The following is a 16,574-nucleotide window of genomic DNA, read 5'->3' as shown; positions in this document are numbered from 1 at the left end:
GATGACAGATTCCACTTCGTTTCAGGAGGAACTGTTTCAAGAGGTCAAGAATAAGGCGGACTCAGAGGGAGTCTATAAGAACGATGCGTTCTTTGACCTCATCACTGATTATCTTTGCGATGCGGGAGAATTCGATGAGGCCATCCCCGCCTTCTGTCAGAGAACTGGAATAAGGGTTGATGGCTACTGTGGCGATCCTTTTGAGTCAAGCAGAAAAGTCCTTGGCCTCATTGTCCTCGACTTCAACCAAGATACTGGCTTGCTGACATTAACGAATTCTGAAATGGAGGCAGATTTTCGGCGGCTTGAGAAATTCGTAACCAAAGCATTGGATTCTCAATTTAGGGAATCTCTTGAGCCGACGGATCCGGGGTTTGGGCTCGCCGATTTAATTCACGCTCGCTGGAACGAAATCGAGCGAGTTAATCTGTATCTTCTTTCAAACAAAAAACTTAGCCAAAGGGTTTCGGGTAAAGAGACGGGGAGTGTCCTTGGCAAAGAGGTTGTTTACAACGTCTGGGATCTTGAACGGATAGGTAATCTTATTGAATCGGGTCGTGAGCGGGAGAGACTGCTCATTGACTTTAACGAATTGCCGACGGGTCCGATTCGGGCCCTTCTCGCAAGCTCTCCGAAAGACAAGAACAAGGTTTACCTTGCTGCGATACCGGGTGTCGATTTGGCGCGCATCTACGATCGTTGGGGAGCGCGACTTCTTGAGCAAAACGTCCGTGTATTTCTTCAGGCGAGAAGCAATGTCAACAAGGGTATAAAGCGTACTCTCGAGAATGAGCCCGAGCTTTTCTTCTCGTTCAATAACGGTATCACGGCGACCGCAGAGAGCGTTACAACGGAGAGCGGGGAAGACGGGCTTTTAATTGACCGTCTAGAAAACCTGCAGATAGTTAACGGTGGCCAGACAACCGCATCGGTTTATGCCGCATATAAGGCTGGTAAAAGTTTGGACCGCGTGTTTGTCCAAATGAAGCTTAGTGTTGTCAGCCCGGAAGAGGCTCTCGAACTGGTGCCTAGGATCTCTGAATATGCAAACAGCCAGAATAAGGTTTCTTCAGCCGACTTCTTTGCAAACCACCCTTATCACGTGAGGATCGAAGAGTTCTCGCAAAGGATACTTGCTCCCATGCGGGCAGATAGCTTCACGCAAACCAAATGGTTCTACGAGCGGGCAAGAGGCTCATATCGAGATAAGCAAGCTTATCTTACGCCTGCGCAGAAGCGTAAATTTGTTGCTGAGTTTCCTAAAACGCAGACTTTTACGAAAACGGATTTGGCAAAATATCTCATGGTCTGGACGAATAAGGCCTACTTGGTCAATCGCGGTGCCCAGAAGAACTTCTCTGAATTTGCTCGGCTAATTAAAGACTCCTGGGATAAGGATGAGAGTCAGTTCAATGAGACTTATTTCAAATATTTGATTGCCAAGAAAATTATATTCGATCGCACAGGCAAGATTGTGCAGGCGCGTGATTGGTGGGAAACCGGCAGCTATCGCTCGCAGCATGTAGTCCTTGCGGTGGGAGTGCTTTCAAATGCAGTTTCCGCTTTAGGAAAAGCCGTTAACTTTCTTGGCATTTGGAATCAACAATCGTTGTCGCCAGCGTTTGAGAGGGCGCTTGGGCAAGCATCTGACGCTGCGCATGATGTATTGATGCATCCCGCGACGGGCTATCGAAACATTTCTGAATGGGCAAAACAACAGAAATGCTGGGAGGCTATCAAGTTAAAAAAGGTTGATTGGGACAAAGAGTGGCTTGGCGAGCTTATTGACCTCGATGAGGAGAAAGACATTCAGCGAGAGGGCTCCCGTAACCAGAAAACGCTGAATGGGATTGAAGCTCAGACGGCGGTTTGCGAGATGGGAAGCGGATTTTGGCAAAATGTTCTTAACTGGTGCCTTGCAGAGGGCGAGGGAACTGAGAAGGAACGGGGTATTTTGCAGTATGCATGTGCCTTGCCAAACAAAGTGCCCTCCGAGAGCCAGTCCGTTGTACTTATTAACATGATGAAGCGGCTGCACAGAGTCGGCTGTCCTTACCGTGTTAAGAGCAGTCAGTATCGTCTGTAAGATTCTCGTAAAACCCGTGGGCTTCTTTTCCAAGTGCCTTTGCGACTACCGCCGCTATCTGCTGGGCAAGTAGCGGCGGCACCGCGTTACCCACCTGAGTGTACTGAGACGTTCTGTTGCCTTCGAACAGATAGTCATCTGGGAAGGTTTGAAGTCTTGCGGCCTCTCTCACGGTAAGGCTCCTGCATTGCGACGGATCCGGATGGATGTAATAGTGTCCGTCCTTGGCGATATGCGAGGTGATGGTCGTAGAGGGTCTTCCCCATACTTGCACACGAAAACGGTCGTTGAATTTATAGTTACCAGTCGTTTTTGCTGCCTGGACGTTCTTATGATTGGGAAGCAATGACTCGGGGAATTCTTCAAGGCGTGCGGGCGTACCGTATTTTTCTGCATATGCCGCACAAAAGAGATAACGGTCAAGATCGCTCGCCAAGTGAGAGCGAGACTCATGATTTGTGAGGACCTTGCTATTTCCGAGCCTTCCTCTATACCATTCTTCATATCGATTGTGGACGGGATCAACTTTGTGCTTTGCGGTTAACTTTGGCGCGTAGCGTGAAATTACCCTATCAAGGATGTCTGTAAGATCGTTGCATTCGCCATTGTCTTTCAACTCTTTTGCCGCTGAGTTTATGTACTCTGCCCAGTTCATATCGCGCCAGTTTTCGTTGCGTTCAGAGAATCCGCTTCGCAGTTTAGGCAGCCCACGAAGGGCTGACCCAAGAGTGCAAACATGCTTTTTGGTTAGCGTGCTCGGTTCGATTCCGGTGTCATTTTTAATACCAAGGAGAATGACCCTGTGGCGCATCTGGGGGATTCCATACTGTTCGGCTTTGACAACGTAATCTTTTGGATTATGGGGGTCATCAGTGACGAGGGAATGGATAGTGTATCCCGCCTCTTCCATATCTTTGCATATGCGGTTAAAAACGCCATGGCCCTCGTGCTTTGCAGAAAGAAGTCCTTTGACGTTTTCCATAACGAAGACATCCGGCTTTAGCTCGTTGATAAACGAGAGGTAGCAACGGTAGAGGGTGTGCTTCGGGTCCTCTTCGAATGTAATGTCATGCTTGCGCCGCGATCTGCCCACCAACGAATATGCTTGGCACGGAGGTCCGCCAATAAGGACTAGCGGACCCCTATCACGGTCTTCAAACCATCTTGTCACGCGTTCGGCGCCGAGTTTAACCAAGCGGTCGTCTCCATCGACGAGCTCGTCGCATAAAGCTTCTTCGCAAGCAGCCTGCCATTCTTTTGGGCGGTAGCGGATAAGTTGGTCGAAGGTCTCATTGTCATGCTTTTTCATGTATCTGAGATAAACTCTCGGCAATGTTCCGTCCGGTTCTGCAATTTTGCGCAGATATGAACGAAGCCTCAGGGTCTGATGAGCCTGCTTGTCACGTTCAATGGACATGATTGTTTGGAACACGGGCTTGTTCTCAGCGTCTCGAAGTGATGAGAAGCCTTCCCCAAGGCCTCCCGGGCCCGCGAATAAGTCAATAACGGGAATCACTGCTAACCCTCTCCAAACAGAAACTTCTAGATATCCAGGCTACCAGGATGAAAGTCAAACGTCCAGGAGTGTCTCGCTATGTAAATAAACTTTCTATTTATAGCAGTTGCGGGAAACTCGATAAGTGCAGGCGGCGCGCCAGCATTTGAGTTTCTGCTCAAAGATGGCCCAGATCGCTTCCTGTCAAACGGGCATCTTATGGGCATTCCAAAAATGCGGGAATGAAATTGTTCAACGCACTCTTGAACGATTCGCCTCATACCATTGTTCTGCGCCTTGACGCTGCTTTGACTGAGCCCGACTTATAATGGCTCTGATGTAATTCTGCAGGTTCTTGTTGCTACGTGACAAGAACTTGCAAAATTCGCAAGTTCTTGTCATTCTGTGAGAAAAACTTGCAGATTGGGGCGAGCGATGGATAAACGGATGGTTCCCAGAAATCGATATCTCGAGAAGTTAATCGCCTTCCGTGACACGGATGTCATCAAGGTCGTAACGGGTATGCGCCGTTGTGGCAAATCGACGCTTCTGGACATGATGCGCAAACATCTGGAGGATAACGGCGTTCCATCCGAATGTCTTTTGACCTTTAAGATGGAGTCATTTGAGCTGGAGGGCGTGCGTGATTGGCGAGAGCTTTACCGCCACGTGGACGGCCTAATGCCTGCGGGCAAGAGGTGCTATCTCTTCTTCGACGAGCTTCAGGAGGTTGCCGGATGGGAGAAGGCGATTAACGCACTTCGTGTCGACCGGGACTGCGATATATATGTTACGGGTTCGAATGCTTTTCTCCTCTCGTCAGAGATCGCGACCTTAATCTCGGGCAGGTATGTCGAGATTCGGATGCACCCGCTCGCTTTTTCGGAATATGTCGACTTTCTTGGTCCGACTGACGTCACGAATAGGCTCGCTGTTTTTGGTCGGGAGGATATTGTTGCACTCGACGATCTTCTTGACCGATATCTGACGTTTGGAGGCCTGCCGTTTCTCGCTGCTTCAAAGCTGCCGGAGCAGGAAATGAAGGACTATATCTGGAGCACGTACCAAACAATCGTCGGGCGCGACATTTTGGCTCGCGAGGCGCGTCGGGGTAGACGGTCGGTGACGAGCAGGAGTGTGCTCGACCGCGTCACTTCCTACTTGGCTGATAACATTTCAAACCCGACATCAATTAATAAGATCGTTGGAACGCTGGCAGAGAACGGGGCGAAATCCTCGCACGGCGTCGTGGACACTTGTGTGTCCGCCCTTGAGGAGACCTATATCTTTTCGCACGCGCGCCGATTTGATATTAAGGGTCGGGACATTTTGAAGACCGGCGGCAAGTTTTACATTGAGGATCTGGGACTTCGAGCCTTCTTGGATGGGTATCGCGGCAGCGACAGCGGACGTGTTCTCGAAAATGCCGTTTACAATCGCCTTGTCTATGACGGATACCAGGTCTTCACGGGTCATCTTCGAGATGCCGAAATCGACTTTGTTGCGATAGGCGACGGCTCGGATCGTAAGTTTATTCAGGTCACAGAGTCGATTGACGAGGAGGCGACGCGTAAGCGCGAGCTGCGTCCATTTGAGCTCAGGTCGCTCGAGAAGATTACCGGCGGTTACGAGAAGATCGTCGTCGTTCGTCAGGGGAGCCATCCGACCGACATCGACGGCATCAAAATCGTTTCTGCAGTCGATTTCTTAATGGGTAGGCTTGGGGCTTAGTGCGTTTGGAGCGCGTCTGTTTCCTATGCCTAGCGACATTGCCACAGCTCGTGACGCCGCCGGCTTCTTCCTTTCCGTCGGGCGGCACCAACTCAGCTGATCCGTTGGGGATGGAGGAAAGCGGACCATTTTCGGCGCGCCGCAGGTGATACGAATCCTGCGGCGCGCTGTTATTTGAGCGAGGGCTTTCAGCTGTGTCCGCGTGGCGTGGGACACTTAACCTGCCGTCCTGCTCTGCCGCGACGGCACGTACCTGAACAACGACCCTCTAAGGAGCTCGAAATCGATGAGTGACAACACCAAGCATCTCGCAAAGAAATGCGTCAAGGACGCGGGGCCGTGTCTCACGCTGTGCCTTGCCGGTGCAGCGGTCGCGCTGCTGGCTGTTTTGGGGCCATTTGACGTGCTTCGAAGCGCCAGCTCTCTACACGTTTGCATGGCTCTTGCCGGCGCCATGATGACCGGCGGCGTGCTCGATCTAGCTTTTTGGGTGTTTGACCCGTTTGGATGGAAGAACGAAGGGTAAGCCCTAAGGGATGGATGCCCCGCAGCGTTAGGAGGTCCCCGTGATCTGGTTTACCAGCGATACACACTTTGGACACGAGAACATGCTGCGTCTCGCCGACAGGCCTTGGTCGAATGTTGCGCAGATGAACGACGCCATGGTCGCGAGCATTAATAGCAAAGTCGCTGCGGACGACGAGCTTTACATTTTGGGCGACTTCAGCTTTAAGATGACGGTCCAAGAGGCCTACGAGTTGCGTAAAAGCATCGTATGTAAGCACGTCCACCTGCTACCCGGCAACCACGACAAAGACTGGACGCAGCCTGCCGTAGCGGATGCTTTTATCGTCGAGCCGCCCATTTGCGTGCTCAAAATCGATCGGCAGAAAATCGTGCTGAGCCACTATCCCATGGTCGACTGGCAGGGCATGTCGCACGGCAGCTGGCATCTGCACGGGCATATCCATAGCTGCGGCGGCGCGTATAACAAGTTCAACCTTCGGCAGGGGCTGCTGCGCTATGACGTGGGCGTGGACGCCAACGGTTACGCCCCGGTAAGTTTGGATGAGCTCAAGTTATGGTTTGCGCAGGTAGACGAGCTGGTGCAGTGCGTTAAGTGGCCGTGGTGGGTCAACGTTACGGACGATGAACAGGTCGAGCGCGATCTCGAAGCCTATAAGAGGGAAGTGGTGATCCGATGACGGTCTATGTGACGGGCGATATTCACGGCGGCCTCGACATGCAAAAGCTGCGCGATTGGGACCTTGGGGATAGCCTGACGAGCGACGACTATCTGATTGTCGCGGGCGACTTTGGCTTTCCCTGGGATTTCTCTGCCGAGGAATGTGCCGACATCGCTTGGCTGGAGTCGCGCCCCTATACCGTGCTGTTCGTCGACGGCAACCACGAGCGTTTCGATCACTGGGCGGAGCGTCCCATGGAGCTGTGGCACGGTGGGCTGACGCAGCGTCTGTCGGATACCTCCCCCATACGGCGCCTGACGCGCGGCGAGGTTTTTGAGCTCGACGGCTCAACGATCTTTACCATGGGCGGCGCCACGAGCGTGGACAAAGGATACCGCATTCCCTATTCCAGCTGGTGGCCGCAGGAACTGCCGGACGAGCGCAACTTTGAGGAGGCGCGGGCAAAGCTCGACAGCGTGGGTTGGAAGGTCGACTACGTGGTCACCCACACCTGCCCTACGCGCATGCTTTCGCCCACGCTTTATCCGGCACCCGGCTGGAATTACCCCGCCGTTGATCGGCTTACGGCATTTTTCGATGAGCTGGAAGACCGCTTGGATTACAAGTGCTGGTATTACGGGCATTTCCATCGGGATGCCAACCCGGCCGAGCGCCATACCGTGCTCTACGACTGCATCGTTCGCCTGGGCGACGAACTCCAGCCCTGGGATGTTGCGTAGGGGTGGAGTGAGCGGCTACTCGGCCGTTACAGTGATGTTCTCCCGGTGTGCGCGGATAACGTCCCAGCTAAAGTGCTCGACCAGTTGCTCGGCAGAGCGCGGCGTGGTGTCCGGCACGATGCCCGTTTGCCCGGCGAGCCAGCCCAGCAGTGCCTCGGGTGTGCCAAAGCGGGCGCGGAGCTCTCCCAGGTCCAGATCGCGATCGCGCTTGGAAAGGCGGCGGCCGTCCGGTGACATGAGCAGCGGAATGTGCGCGTAGCGCGGCATGGGCAGCCCCAGCAGATGCTGCAGATAGATCTGGCGCGGCGTGGAACCCAGCAGATCGCATCCGCGCACGACCTCGGTGACGCCCATGGCGGCGTCATCGACCACCACGGCCAGCTGATAGGCAAACACGCCGTCGCTGCGGCGCACCAAAAAGTCGCCGCACTCAGTGGCGAGCGCCTCGCATTGGGCACCATACGTGCGGTCCACGAATTCGATCACGTCGTCTGCGAGATCATCGACGGTGGGCACGCGCAGACGCGTGGCTGGGGCGCGCAGAGCACTGCGGCGGGCGATTTCTTTGGCAGAAAGGTTTCGGCAGGCGCCGCGGTAGATGGGCGTGCCGTCGCTGGCGTGCGGCGCGCTTGCGGCGTGGAGCTCGGCGCGCGTGCAAAAGCAGGGGTAGGTGAGGCCGGCGTCTTGCAGACGGCGCAGGGCGTCCTCGTACAGATCCAGGCGATCGTGCTGGTAGTAGGGGCCTTCGTCCCAGTCGAGCCCCAGCCAGGTCAGATCGTCAATCAGTTGAGCGGCAAGTTCCGGGCGCTTGCAGCGATCGTCCAGGTCCTCGATGCGCAGCACGATGCTGCCGCCCTGGCTGCGGGCCGAAAGCCACGAGCACAGGCAGCTGAACACGTTGCCCAGGTGCATGCGGCCCGAGGGCGACGGGGCGAAACGGCCCACGACGGGTGCGGGGGCGGAGGCGGGTGGCGTCGCTGGCGCGTCCGCGGCGGGTGTTGCTATGTTGCGTGTTTTGATATCCATGCGGACGAGTATAGCGCGGGGCACGATGGGGAGGCGTCACTGTGGCCCGCAAGTTGTCGAGGCCCCGCATTGCGTATGGCGGCCGCAGACTCGGTGCCTTGATTCCTGTCCATCAACTCGGCACCTTAGACGACAGAAACCCCAGCAGCTCTTCGCAACTGCCGGGGTTTCCGCGGAAAAGGGGGACATAATCCTCGAGCGAACGGCAAAGGGGCAAACCGTTTCGCTCAACTGCTTTATGCCCCTCGGTTGGCGGCTCAATCAGCGCGGGCCGCGCCCACACAAAGCCGCTACACCTGTGACGGAGCTGTGAAGTGGTATCTATTGCCGGGGCGGGCTATGCCAAGGGTGCCCCTAATGACTGGTCATTTAAGAACGTTCCCAATGACTAGCTGCCGGGGTGCGGGCGTGACTTTCGTCCCGTTTGATACTCCGCTGGCCTAGATGTTCGTCATGTGCGCCCGTAAACGTGGGACAATGGCGTTACTGGTATCACAGACAAAGGATGTGCCTATGAACACCCTCGCCGCCAAAGTCAGCCGGCAGCGCCGCCTGTTTGCGCGATTCGCTTCCGTCTGCGCGCTCGTTGCGCTTGCGTTGTTGCTGCTGCCTGCCGCCGCGCACGCCGACGGCTACTCCATGACCCAAACCTATATCGGTGCCACGGTCGAGGCCGATGGATCGCTGACCGTTGTCGAGGGACGCCAGTTTGATTTCGACGACGACATCAACGGCGTGTTTTGGGAGATCAATACGGGCACCAACCAGCAGGGCGGCACGGCGGGCGTTGACGTGCTGAGTGTCGAGGAAGAGGACACCGCGTTTAACAAAGTCGATAGCGCGAACAAGGGCGATTCTGGCGTCTACACGGTCGAGCAGACCGGTGACGGCGTAAGGATTAAGGTGTTCAGCCCCCACGAGAGCGGCGACAGCGCGATCTATTACGTGAGCTACACCATGACCGGTGCGGTTATGAACTGGGCCGATACCGCCGAGCTCTACTGGAAGTTCGTGGGCGACGGCTGGTCTGCGGATTCCGATGACGTCGAGATGGAAGTGTGCTTCGCAAATGCCGCTGCCGGGACGGCGGCCGTCAAGGGCGATAACTTCCGCGCATGGGGCCATGGTCCGCTGACGGGCGACGTGTCGCTCGATGAGGACGAGCCCATGGTCACCTACACCATTCCCTGCGTGCACCAGGGCGAATTCGCCGAGGCACGCATCGCCTTCCCCAGCGACTGGGTGCCGCAGCTTGCCGCCTCGGGCGAAGAGCGCATGTCAACGATCCTGAGCGAAGAGAAGGAATGGGCCGACGAAGCTAACGCCCGCCGTGAGCACGCGCGTGCGGTTGCCAGCGCGATTGCCGTGGTGTGTGTTGTCGTGGCGGTTGCCTATACCGGTGTGATCGTGATGCTTAAGCTGCGCAGGCCCAAGCCCAAGCCGCTCTTCCAGGACGAGTACTTCCGCGATGTGCCCTCGGCCGACCATCCCGCGGTGCTTGCAGCTCTCATGAGCTGGAACGACGTGCCCGATCAGGCATATATCGCCACGCTTATGAAGCTCACCGACGACCGCGTGATCAAGCTGGAAGAAGCGACCGAGACCAAGAAGAAGGGTCTGCTCCGTCGCGAAAAAGAGGAGCAGACGTATCGCATCACAGTGACCGACGAGGCCTGGAAGGCTGCCAAGAAGGACGGCATCGATCGCGATGTGCTCAAGGTCTTCTTCGCCGGCGTTAAGCCCGATAAAGACGGCGTCCGTTCACGCACGTTTAGCGAGCTGGAGGAGTATGCCAGCGAGCGTACTGAATCTGTTGGCGACAAGCTCGAGGACTATCAGAGCACGGTTAAGGGCAAGCTGGAGACGCGCGAGCTTATCGCCTCGGACGGCACCATCGCCCTGGTTGCCGGCTTGGTTCTCGGCATCATCATCGTCTTTGGCATTCTGGGCTCTCTGATCTATACCGACTTTGCGGATGCCAATGTCGGCGCCGCTATGATCTCGATCCCCGTCACGATCGTGGGCTTTGTTCTGAGCTGCACCTTCCGTCGCTACACGCCGGAGGGCGCCGAGGTGGCGGCTCGCTGCAAGGCGCTCAAGCATTGGCTCGAGGACTTTACGCGCCTGAAGGAGGCCATTCCCAGCGACCTGATCTTGTGGAACAAACTGCTGGTGATGGGCGTTGCTCTGGGCGTTTCGAAAGAAGTGCTGCGACAGCTGGCCGAAGCCGTGCCTGCGGACCTGCGCAACAGCGACGATTTCTACGACAACTACCCCTGCTACTGGTGGTATTACCATCACTACGGCAACGAGTCCCCACTCGATTCGTTCAACGATGTGTACCACGAGACCATCCGCGAGCTGGCTTCGAGCTCCGACAGCTCGAGCGGCGGCTTCTCTGGCGGCGGTGGTGGCGGCGCCGGCGGAGGCGGCGGCGGAACGTTCTAGTGAGCGCTTGCTTTGGGGTGGATCTTTCTGGGCGGTTGCCAGGGAAGATTCATCCCATTTTTGTGCATCGAAACGGGCCAAACTTTCCGCTGAGGACCTTCGCGCAAGGGGCAGTGGACAAAAAATGCCAAATATGAGTACTGTTGCTGCGCTGGTCACATATGTTTGCACATAATAATGGGCTCCTAATGAGAGTACTTCTCGTTAGGAGCCCATTTCATTGAACATTTGGGGAGCTACGTCAGCTCATGCAGCTGGTCGTCATGCCTACAAGCATCAAAAATGTCCCAAATCGCTGCTACTAAAAAGGTAACAGTACTCATATTTGATGTTTTTTGACCAGGGCTATCTACAAACCCCCTAGGCCACTCATTGGGGACAGACTTAAATGACTAGGTGTGGCTGCCTGGGCTAGGCTGTTAGGTCGAGTTCGTAGAGGAAGCTTTCGCGCGGCATGTCGTGACGGCGCTCTTCGCGGTTGGCGCGGTGCGTGGCCGTGCGCTTAAAGCCGTGCAACTCGTAGAACTTCCACGAGCAGTTGGAGTCGGTGTACAGGTGCGCCCTTGTCGCCCCGCGCGAGGACAGGTACGAGACCCCGGCATCGAGCAAAACCGAGCCAACGCCCAGGCCGTGGACATCGGGATCGACGGCGAGCAGCGTGACTTCGTTGTCGTGCGGCAACGGGCTGCTCTCGAGCAGGCGGTTGTTGGTTCGGATGGTTGCACGCACAAACGAGAGATACTCGGCGCAGGCATCAGGCTCCAGTTCACGCATCTGCGATAGCAGCGCGCGTTCGGTATCCATCCAATGTTCCTTAACGGTGGCGCCGGAGCTCTGTCCCGCACGCGCGAGCGAAATGCCACGCGCCTGACCGTCGATTACGGCAACCTGCGAAAACGTCGATGACGAAAGGCAATAGGCGAGGTCGCACGCGGCCTCGAGGCGGTTGTACTCATCGTTATCCGAATTGTTATGCCAAAGCTGCTGCAGAATCAGCGCGATGGCGTCGAAGTCTTCGGTATCAAACGGTCGGTAGAGAACCCGCGAGACCATGGTGCCTCTTTCTTTTGCGGATGCATATCGAGCACAGTTCTACCACGCCAATGGCATCTAATTATGGTGCCCCTGTGTTCCATGAACTCACCGTGCCCGGTGCCGTGCCCATCCCCTCTGCTCGCAAACTTTTTCTGCACATGCGCCCGTTGCGGGGTGCATCGATGCGCTCGATGCGCTACATTGAATCAGTATTTTCAATGCCGCTGCGCGAGCGCTGCAGATCGACGTATCACCGACTCACAGAGCACGGCGGCGTACCAGACAGGAGGACTGCATGGGATCTGATGTGAAGATCGCGCGCGCGTTGATCTCGGTTACCGATAAGACGGGCGTCGTCGATTTCGCACGGACGCTGGTCGATGACTTTGGCGTCGAGATCATCTCTACGGGCGGCACGGCTCGTGCCATCGAGGACGCGGGCGTTCCCGTAACCCCCATCGAGGAGTTCACGGGCTATCCCGAGATGATGGACGGCCGCGTTAAGACCCTGCACCCCAAGGTTCACGGCGCGCTGCTGGCCCGCCGCGATTCCGAGCAGCACATGCAGGAGGCCGCCCAGCACGGCATTAAGCTGATCGACCTGGTCGTCGTCAACCTGTACGAGTTCGAGAAGACCGTCGCCAACCCCGAGGTCACCTTTGCGGATGCCATCGAGCACATCGACATCGGTGGCCCCTCCATGTTGCGCTCTGCCGCCAAGAACGCCGCGAGCGTTACCGTCATCTCCGACCCGGCCGACTATGATGCCGTCCTGGCCGAGATGCGCGAGACCGGTGGCTGCACCACGCTTGCCACCCGTCGTCGCCTGCAGGTGAAGGTCTACCAGACCACCGCCGCCTACGACACGGCTATCTCCCGTTGGCTTGCCGCCCAGGCAAGCGACGTGGCGGACACCTCTGCCAAGCTCGAGATTTCGCTGGAGAAGGTCGACGACCTGCGCTATGGTGAGAATCCTCAGCAAAAGGCTACGGTCTACCGCTTTGCCGAGGGCTGCGAGAACACCGCGAGCTCTCAGTTCCCGCTTGTGGGCTCCGAGCAGATCCAGGGCAAGCCGCTCAGCTACAACAACTATCTGGACGCCGATGCCGCCTGGAACCTGGTCCGCGAGTTCGACGAGCCGGCCTGCGTGATCCTCAAGCATCAGAACCCCTGCGGTTCCGCCGTTGCCGAGGACATCACGGCCGCCTACGACCGCGCTTTCGCCTGCGATCCCAAGAGCGCCTTCGGCGGCATCATCGCCTGCAACCGCGAGGTTCCCTTTGAGCTGGTTGAGCACTTTGCCGATCAGAACAAGCAGTTCGTCGAGGTCATCATCGCCCCGAGCTATACCGCCGAGGCGCTCGAGCGCATGGCCAAGCGCCCCAACCTGCGCGTGCTGGCTACCGGCGGCGTGGACCACGGTGCCCAAGTGGAGCTGCGCTCCATCGACGGCGGCATGCTGGTGCAGGAAGTCGACCACGTGACCGAGGATCCCGCGACCTTTACGTTCCCCACCGACCGCAAGCCCACCGATGCCGAAATGGCCGAGCTCGAGTTTGCCTGGAAGGTCTGCAAGGGCGTCAAGTCCAACGCCATCCTGGTCTCCAAGGGCAAGGCCGGCATTGGCATGGGCCCCGGTCAGCCCAACCGTGTTGACTCTGCGCTGCTTGCCTGCGAGCGCGCCGAGGACTTCTGCGAGCGCGAGGGCGTGGAGAAGGGCGGCTTTGCCTGCGCAAGCGACGCGTTCTTCCCGTTCCGCGACAACGTCGACGTGCTTGCCGCACACGGCGTGACCTGCATCATCCAGCCCGGCGGCTCCAAGCGCGATGACGAGAGCATCCAGGCCTGCAACGAGCACAATATTGCGATGGTTTTCACGGGTGCGCGCCACTTCCGCCATTAAGTAGGGAGGTGGCGCTGCGGCTTGCCCAACCACCGCACCTTGCCGCTCATTCGTCGCCCGCGTACCCAAGTACGCGTCGCTCCTCTTTCACGGCAATCTGCGGCACCTGGGCAACCCTCGCCGACCTGTTAGGTTGACTGGGGAGGATGGGATGTTATCTCGTCCCTTGGACCGCCTCGCTTCTAAAATTATCTCTGCAAAAGACGGCCGCTCCGTTTGGAGGGCCGTCTTTTTGGTATAAGAGGACGGAATGACTAACACGAAAGGTATGACCATGCCCCAGATTGATGATGCCGAGCTGTTTGGCAATGCCGAGGACCAGCGTGCGTACGAGGACTTTTGCGCCAATCAGGAGGCGGTCGAGAAGTTTACGCTCGACAAGCCCGCGCTTATCTGCCGTTGGCGCATGTCCAACAAAAAGGTGCCCATGCTCAACCGTCACATTCGCGCGCTGTCCGAGCGCTTGGTGCAGGGCGAGCCGCTTACCCATAACATGCTCAGCTGGGCCAAGCAGCACGTTGAGTGGTCGCTAGCCGAGGGCGACTATACCGCGCACGACGGTGTGCTCATGCTGGTGATCGACATCAACGGCAACGCCGCCATGACAGTGGGGGAGTACGAGCCGCTCGCCGATACGTCAGCCAAGGCGCTGCGTGCCCGCTCTGCCGAGGCCCGTTCCGAGGCCGACGAAACCGGCGTGGCGCCCGAGCTGCTTGCTGCCGTCAACGACGGCGAGCTGGCCTTTGTGGCGCCGGCGGACGAGTGCCTGTGCGGCACGGCGACGCTCATCGAACAGCTGGCCCAGACCAAGGACATCCCGGTCACGCGCGTAGACATCCCCGCTCAGCTCAAGGGCGCGCTGTTCCTGGTGAGCGACGAGCACGGCGTGGTCCCCGCCGACGATACCGATGCCGCCGAGGCGGACGCCGCCACGGTCGCCTTCTTCGCCGACGGCTACGAAAAGCTTCGCGCCCGCCGCTAAATGATTTTTCTGGGACGGGGATTATTTAATCATTTGATCCCCGCGCCCGCTGCGAGCGAGGGGCGATTCGAACGCTTTCGTTCGCGAACAGTTCTGTCACCTTAATGCCGCGCGAGGCGCGCACCGGCGACTTCGCGGCAATAATGGCAGTAAGACAACCAAGAGGGGGGAACGGAATCCATGGCGCTGATCTATATCGTTGAGGACGACGAGCCCATTCGTCGTGAGCTTGTCGACATCCTTGCCCGCGCCGGGTTTGAAATCGAGGCCTGCGAATCGTTCGAGCATGTCTCGCGCGATATTCTCGCCGCCGCGCCCGACCTGGTGCTGCTCGACCTCACGCTTCCCGTCAAGGACGGCCAGCATATCTGCCACGAGGTTCGCCGCGAATCCGAGGTCCCCATCATCGTCCTCACCTCGCGCACGACCGAGATCGACGAGGTCATGGCCATGACGCTCGGCGCGGACGACTTTGTTCCCAAGCCCTATAGCGCCCGCGTCCTCGTGGCGCGCATCAACGCACTGCTGCGTCGCACCGCGGCGTCAGGCGAGCGCAGCACGCTCGTCCACAAGGGGCTGGAGCTCGACCTCGCCCGCTCTATGGTCACCAACACGGCGACCGGCGACAGCACCGAGCTCACCAAAAATGAGCTGCGCATTCTCTCGCTGCTCCTGAGCCGCGCGGGCAAGATTGTCTCGCGCTCGGCCATCATGCAGGACCTGTGGGACTCCGATGCCTTCGTGGACGACAACACGCTCACCGTCAACATCAACCGCCTGCGCACCACGCTCGACAAGATCGGCGTCAAGGGGTATCTGACCACGCATCGCGGCCAGGGCTATTCGGTCTAGGTGCCAGCTATGTCGTTTGGCAAGTTCTTTAAAGATGCGCTGTTGCCCGTCGCCGTGTGGACGTGCGGCGTGCTGCTGAGCTGCTTTGTGCTGACGGTCGCCGGCGCACCCGTTTCTATCGTGGTCGTGGCGGTTGGCGTGTCCCTTATCTTTGGTATGCTCGGCATCGTGATCGAGTACGCTCGCCGTCGCCGTTTTCTGCGTCAGTTGGAGCGCGCGGCAGAGGAGCTCGAGAGTCCCGCATGGGTGCAGGAGATGGTGCAATGCCCAACCTATGCCGAGGGCGAGCTCGAGTACGAGGTCCTGTGCCGGGTGGGCAAAGCCGCCTGCGACGAGGTTGCCGAGGGCCGGCGTCAGACCGAAGACTATCGCGACTATATCGAGAGCTGGGTCCACGAGGCCAAGCTGCCCCTGGCGGCAGCCCATCTGATTTTGGAAAACCTGGACGGCAGCGAAGATGACCTGTCGCGCGTAGATGACCTCGGTCGCGAGCTGGCTCGCGTGGAGCGCTATATCGACCAGGCGCTGTACTACGCGCGCTCGGAGGTTGTGGAGCGCGATTACCTGATTCGACGTTGGAACCTCAAGGCTCTGGTGACGGGCGCAATCAAGGCCAACGCCCGCGAGCTCATCGCGGCGCACGTGGCTCCGGTGTGCGAGAACCTCGACTTCGAGGTCTTCACCGACGAGAAGTGGCTCGAGTTTATTCTGGGCCAGCTCATTCAGAACAGCATTAAATATGCGCGTGAGGACGGCGCAAAGATCGTGTTTTCGGGTGCGTTGCTGGATGAGGGCCTGGCAAGCGAGCGCATCGAGCTTACCGTCGCGGACAACGGCTGCGGCGTGAGCGCGGCCGACCTGCCGCGCGTGTTCGAGAAGGGTTTTACCGGCGACAACGGCCGCACCACCAAGCGCGCAACGGGCATCGGCCTCTACCTGGTGGCGCGCCTGTGCTCCAAGATGGGCATCGATGTCACCGCGGCATCCGACCCCGGCGAAGGCTTTGTCGTTACGTTTGCCTTCTCAACGAACAAGTTCCAATACTTTGAGTAACGCACACGGCAAACGCCCGTCCAAACAAAACGTGCC

The 16,574-nt window shown here is 57.8% G+C and carries 13 protein-coding genes; 10 read left to right on the top strand and 3 right to left on the bottom strand.

All coding sequences use genetic code 11. From position 1 onward, the window contains the following. Position 1: 1 nt before the first annotated feature. The gene (locus tag DW925_RS08910) at positions 2-2,086 is read left to right on the top strand and encodes an AIPR family protein (RefSeq protein ID WP_117629954.1); all 2,085 of its coding nucleotides are present in this window, start codon (positions 2-4) and stop codon (positions 2,084-2,086) included. Here the strand turns inward: DW925_RS08910 and DW925_RS08905 are convergent. Then, on the bottom strand, positions 2,061-3,602 hold the full coding sequence (locus DW925_RS08905; protein WP_117629953.1) for a DNA cytosine methyltransferase: 1,542 nt from the start codon (positions 3,600-3,602) through the stop codon (positions 2,061-2,063). The two genes, DW925_RS08910 and DW925_RS08905, sit on opposite strands and share 26 nt — an antisense overlap. Positions 3,603-4,016: 414 nt before the next feature. On the opposite strand from DW925_RS08905, the gene DW925_RS08900 reads away from it, so the two are divergent. The 4 genes from DW925_RS08900 (at position 4,017) to DW925_RS08885 (ending at position 7,239) form a co-directional block, all read left to right on the top strand. Further along, on the top strand, positions 4,017-5,312 hold the full coding sequence (locus DW925_RS08900) for an ATP-binding protein (RefSeq protein ID WP_233505714.1): 1,296 nt from the start codon (positions 4,017-4,019) through the stop codon (positions 5,310-5,312). Between the two features lie 286 nt (positions 5,313-5,598). After that, the gene (locus tag DW925_RS08895) at positions 5,599-5,838 is read left to right on the top strand and encodes a hypothetical protein (protein WP_117583597.1); all 240 of its coding nucleotides are present in this window, start codon (positions 5,599-5,601) and stop codon (positions 5,836-5,838) included. Between the two features lie 40 nt (positions 5,839-5,878). Then, positions 5,879-6,517, top strand: coding sequence for a metallophosphoesterase (locus DW925_RS08890; RefSeq protein ID WP_117629951.1), 639 nt, complete (start codon positions 5,879-5,881; stop codon positions 6,515-6,517). Next, positions 6,514-7,239, top strand: a complete 726-nt coding sequence (locus DW925_RS08885; RefSeq protein ID WP_117629950.1) for a metallophosphoesterase — start codon at positions 6,514-6,516, stop codon at positions 7,237-7,239. Before DW925_RS08890 ends, DW925_RS08885 begins: the two co-directional genes overlap by 4 nt. Before the next feature lie 15 nt (positions 7,240-7,254). Here DW925_RS08885 and gluQRS read toward each other — a convergent pair whose 3' ends face one another. Further along, positions 7,255-8,265 (bottom strand): tRNA glutamyl-Q(34) synthetase GluQRS, encoded by a 1,011-nt coding sequence (gene gluQRS / locus DW925_RS08880; protein ID WP_255413358.1) that lies wholly within the window; start codon positions 8,263-8,265, stop codon positions 7,255-7,257. A gap of 513 nt (positions 8,266-8,778) precedes the next feature. On the opposite strand from gluQRS, the gene DW925_RS08875 reads away from it, so the two are divergent. Continuing rightward, entirely contained in the window at positions 8,779-10,713 is a 1,935-nt protein-coding gene (locus tag DW925_RS08875; protein ID WP_158565762.1) for a DUF2207 domain-containing protein, read from the top strand. 411 nt (positions 10,714-11,124) lie between these two features. Here the strand turns inward: DW925_RS08875 and DW925_RS08870 are convergent, their stop codons facing one another. After that, a complete protein-coding gene (locus DW925_RS08870) occupies positions 11,125-11,766 on the bottom strand; it encodes a GNAT family N-acetyltransferase (protein ID WP_117583594.1) in 642 nt (213 codons plus the stop codon). 277 nt (positions 11,767-12,043) lie between these two features. Here DW925_RS08870 and purH point away from each other — a divergent pair, with 277 nt between their 5' ends. The 4 genes from purH (at position 12,044) to DW925_RS08850 (ending at position 16,538) form a co-directional block, all read left to right on the top strand. Next, complete coding sequence (gene purH, locus DW925_RS08865; RefSeq protein WP_117583593.1) at positions 12,044-13,651, top strand: bifunctional phosphoribosylaminoimidazolecarboxamide formyltransferase/IMP cyclohydrolase; 1,608 nt, start codon at positions 12,044-12,046, stop codon at positions 13,649-13,651. Positions 13,652-13,901: 250 nt separating this feature from the next. Further along, on the top strand, positions 13,902-14,633 hold the full coding sequence (locus DW925_RS08860) for a hypothetical protein (RefSeq protein WP_117790822.1): 732 nt from the start codon (positions 13,902-13,904) through the stop codon (positions 14,631-14,633). 180 nt (positions 14,634-14,813) lie between these two features. After that, complete coding sequence (locus DW925_RS08855; RefSeq protein WP_117790821.1) at positions 14,814-15,485, top strand: response regulator transcription factor; 672 nt, start codon at positions 14,814-14,816, stop codon at positions 15,483-15,485. Between the two features lie 9 nt (positions 15,486-15,494). Then, complete coding sequence (locus DW925_RS08850) at positions 15,495-16,538, top strand: sensor histidine kinase (RefSeq protein ID WP_117790820.1); 1,044 nt, start codon at positions 15,495-15,497, stop codon at positions 16,536-16,538. The last annotated feature ends 36 nt before the right edge of the window (positions 16,539-16,574 follow it).

Origin of the sequence: Collinsella sp. AM43-1 (assembly GCF_003467925.1) — a bacterium.
Lineage (GTDB): Bacteria > Actinomycetota > Coriobacteriia > Coriobacteriales > Coriobacteriaceae > Collinsella.
This window is presented reverse-complemented; position numbering and strand designations above follow the sequence as displayed.